The organism is Caballeronia telluris (assembly GCF_001544495.1).
Taxonomy (GTDB): Bacteria; Pseudomonadota; Gammaproteobacteria; order Burkholderiales; family Burkholderiaceae; genus Caballeronia; species Caballeronia telluris.
The window spans coordinates 1-3,193 of sequence record NZ_FCNZ02000092.1 but is presented as its reverse complement, the minus strand read 5'-3'; the positions used below and the strand labels follow the sequence as shown (position 1 = coordinate 3,193).

Genomic DNA, 3,193 nt, shown 5'->3' with positions numbered 1-3,193 from the left:
AAGGCCGATTATGCCAAGTCGTTGATTATGGAAAGTAGCTGTGATGATCGGCGGCACGATCCGATAATCACAGGGTGTCGCAGCAGGTGACGCCCTACGAACTCGACATAATCTCAGCGATGATCTGGAGTAACGGTTTCACCTGAGGGGACCGTTATGAAGCCAACCCGTTTACACCCGGCCAAGTCCAACGCGCGATCGTTTGCGTCATTCCCGGCGCACATTACTGATGAATTGAATCGCTACGATGCATATCTGCGTGATGTGCGAGGACTGGCAGCCGAGACCCGTAAGAACCGACGTCGTGTTGTCGGCTTGCTCTTACGAGACAGATTCGAGCGGTGCGCTATCGACTTCAGAAAGGTGCGCCCCTACGATGTTCGCCGGTTTGTTTCGACGCAGTTGAGTGCCGGTGGCTCAGCCTCTTGTGCGTCCCAACTGGCAGCAACGTTACGTAGTTATCTGCGTTACCGGACCATTTGCGGAGACCAACCCGGCAAGCTCTCCATCGTCATTCTGAATCCGGTCCACTGGAAGCTGGCATCTTTGCCACGTGCGCTCAAGCCAGAAGAAGTTATCCGCCTCCTGGACGCCGTCGCAGGCACTCGGCGCTGGCCGAAGCGTAGCTATGCGATGGTCCGGTTGGCGCTGGACATGGGGTTGCGTTCTGGCGAGATCGCACATCTCATGATCCGCGACGTCGACTGGCGCGCAGGCACCGTGACGTTGAGAGGCACGAAGTCGCTGCGCCAGGACGTCATGCCGTTGCCGATGGCATGCGGGCAGGCGCTTGCTGACTATCTGCAACACGAACGTCCAGCGACCAGCCACCCGGCCGTCTTTGTCCGAAAGGTAGCAGGGCGAGACCAGCCCGTTACTTCGACCGCGGTCCGGAACGTGATCAAGCGTGCCTGCCGTCGTGGCGGTCTGCTGCACTCAAGTGCCCACGCGCTTCGGCATACCCTGGCCTGTCGCCTCGTCGAGAACGGCAGTTCACTCAAGGAAGTCGCCGACCTGCTGCGTCACCGGTCGCTCAATACCACCCTGATCTACGCCAAGCTCGACACGCCGAAGCTGTCGGCAGTCGCTCTGCCGTGGCCGGGGAGTCCATCATGAGCGCGCGCATCAGTTTGCAGCAGCGGATCGACGACTACTTCGTCGAGAGGCGCTCCCTGGGGTTTGAGTTGCGCTCGCGGGACACGCTCCTGGCCAGTTTCGCGCGTTACGCCGCCGATCGGCATCACCGTGGCCCACTTACGGCTGACCTCATGACGGATTGGGCCCGGCAGGATAGATGGCACCGTGATACGCCGGCAACGTGGGCGGCCCGGTTGGCGATAGTTCGCCACTTCGCCCGCTACCTGAAGCAGTTCGAATCGGATACCGAAATCCCGGAAGAACCGATCTTCGGTCCTGAGCGGGGACGTGTTGCCCCACATATCTTCCATGAGGACGAAATCGTTGCGTTGCTGGCGGCGGCCCGCCGGCTCCAGCCAAAGGGAAGTCTCCGGCCAGTTACCTACGAGACCTTGTTCGGCCTGATGGCTTCGACTGGCCTGCGGGTCTCCGAGGCCATTCATTTGCGCGATGCCGACGTCGATCTCAAGGATGGGATGCTGATCATCCGACAGACCAAGTTCGCCAAGTCGCGACAGTTGCCGATCCATCCGACCACCGTTGCTGCGTTAAAGCGCTACCGACGGCAGCGCATGCAGCAGGTTGCCACTAGCCCTGACATGCCGTTTCTGATCAGCAGTCGTGGTCGGCGACTGGGACAGCCCCTTGGCGAGCGACAGGCTCATCGTGTCTTCAACTCGCTACGTGACAGCCTTGGCTGGGTGAACCGCGGGGCTCATACGGCGCCACGGCTTCATGATCTGCGGCACACGTTCGCTGTGCGACGCATGATGCTCTGGCATGCCGAGGGTACCGACATCGATCAGATGATGCTGGCGCTGTCGACCTACATGGGCCATGCCGAGATCTTCTACACGTACTGGTATCTGACAGCTGTTCCGGAATTAATGGCCTTGGCCGGCGGCAAGTTTGAGCGTTTCGCTGATCTCACCGGAGACGGCAATGTATAGGCGAACCAAGACAGCGCCTTCGTTTGCCGCGCTCGTGCAAGCCTGGTTCGCCGAATACCTGACCCAGCAGCGGGCACTCAGCGAGCAAACCATTACAGCCTATCGCGATAGCTTCGTACTCTTCCTTAAATTCGTAGAAGCGCACCTGGGTAAGCCACCAGCCACGATGGCACTCACCGATATGACGCCGGAACTCATCATGGCCTTCCTCGATCACCTTGAACGTCAAAGGCACAATTGTGTGCGCACTCGCAATGCACGTCTGGCAGCGCTGCGCTCCTTCCTGAAGTTTGCCGCGCACCGCGATGTCGCGTCGCTACAAGTAATTGAGCGAGCCTTGGGCGTTCCGGTCAAACGCTTCGAGCGCCCGATGTTTAGCTATCTGTCGCGCGAGGAGATGCTAACAGTGATCGGTACGCCCGGCAGTTCCTGGCTGAGCCAACGCGATCACCTTCTGTTCCTGCTGATGTACAACACCGGAGCGCGCGTCTCGGAGATCACCGGGGTGAAAGTCGCGGATGTTGTCCTTGATGAGAGTTCTGCCTGCATTCATTTGCGCGGCAAAGGACGCAAGCAGCGCAGCGTGCCGCTTTGGCGCTCTACCGTGAAGGCGGCACGGGCATGGTTGCGGGTCAATCCGGAATTCCAGCCGACATCGTCACTGCTTCCGAATCGGAACGGTCACGCAATGACGAGAGCCAATGTCGCGTTGAGGCTGACGTTGGCTGCCAGGAATGCAGTCCGTTCCTCTCCCGGTCTGGCAGAGCGGCACGTATCGCCCCATACTATCCGCCACACCACGGCCATGCACCTGCTACAGGCTGGCGTCGACATCAGCGTAATCGCGTTGTGGCTCGGACATGAGAGCCCTGTCACGACGCACCATTACGTCGAAGCCGATCTGAACATGAAGGAACGTGCGCTTGCAAGGCTTCAAGAACCCGGAAGTAAAGTCCCCCGCTATCGGGCACCTGACTCGCTGCTCAACTTCCTGAAGGCGCTGTGATTATGCAAAGACCGGAATTCCTGCTTGCCGCTTTCCATCAGATCTCGGGGCGAGTTCCGGCCTGCTACTTTCCATAATCAACGACTTGGCATAATCGGCC

The 3,193-nt window shown here is 59.4% G+C and carries 3 protein-coding genes; all 3 read left to right on the top strand.

Features of this window, described 5'->3' with window-relative positions; all coding sequences use genetic code 11:
* The first annotated feature begins 156 nt into the window (after window positions 1-156).
* From AWB66_RS32140 to AWB66_RS32130, 3 genes are read left to right on the top strand one after another with little or no spacing between them, the layout of a single operon-like run.
* Window positions 157-1,116, top strand: coding sequence for a tyrosine-type recombinase/integrase (locus tag AWB66_RS32140; protein WP_087634009.1), 960 nt, complete (start codon window positions 157-159; stop codon window positions 1,114-1,116).
* On the top strand, window positions 1,113-2,087 hold the full coding sequence (locus AWB66_RS32135) for a tyrosine-type recombinase/integrase (RefSeq protein ID WP_086974074.1): 975 nt from the start codon (window positions 1,113-1,115) through the stop codon (window positions 2,085-2,087). The genes AWB66_RS32140 and AWB66_RS32135 overlap by 4 nt, the downstream gene beginning before the upstream one ends.
* Entirely contained in the window at window positions 2,080-3,093 is a 1,014-nt protein-coding gene (locus tag AWB66_RS32130; RefSeq protein WP_087634008.1) for a tyrosine-type recombinase/integrase, read from the top strand. The genes AWB66_RS32135 and AWB66_RS32130 overlap by 8 nt, the downstream gene beginning before the upstream one ends.
* The last annotated feature ends 100 nt before the right edge of the window (window positions 3,094-3,193 follow it).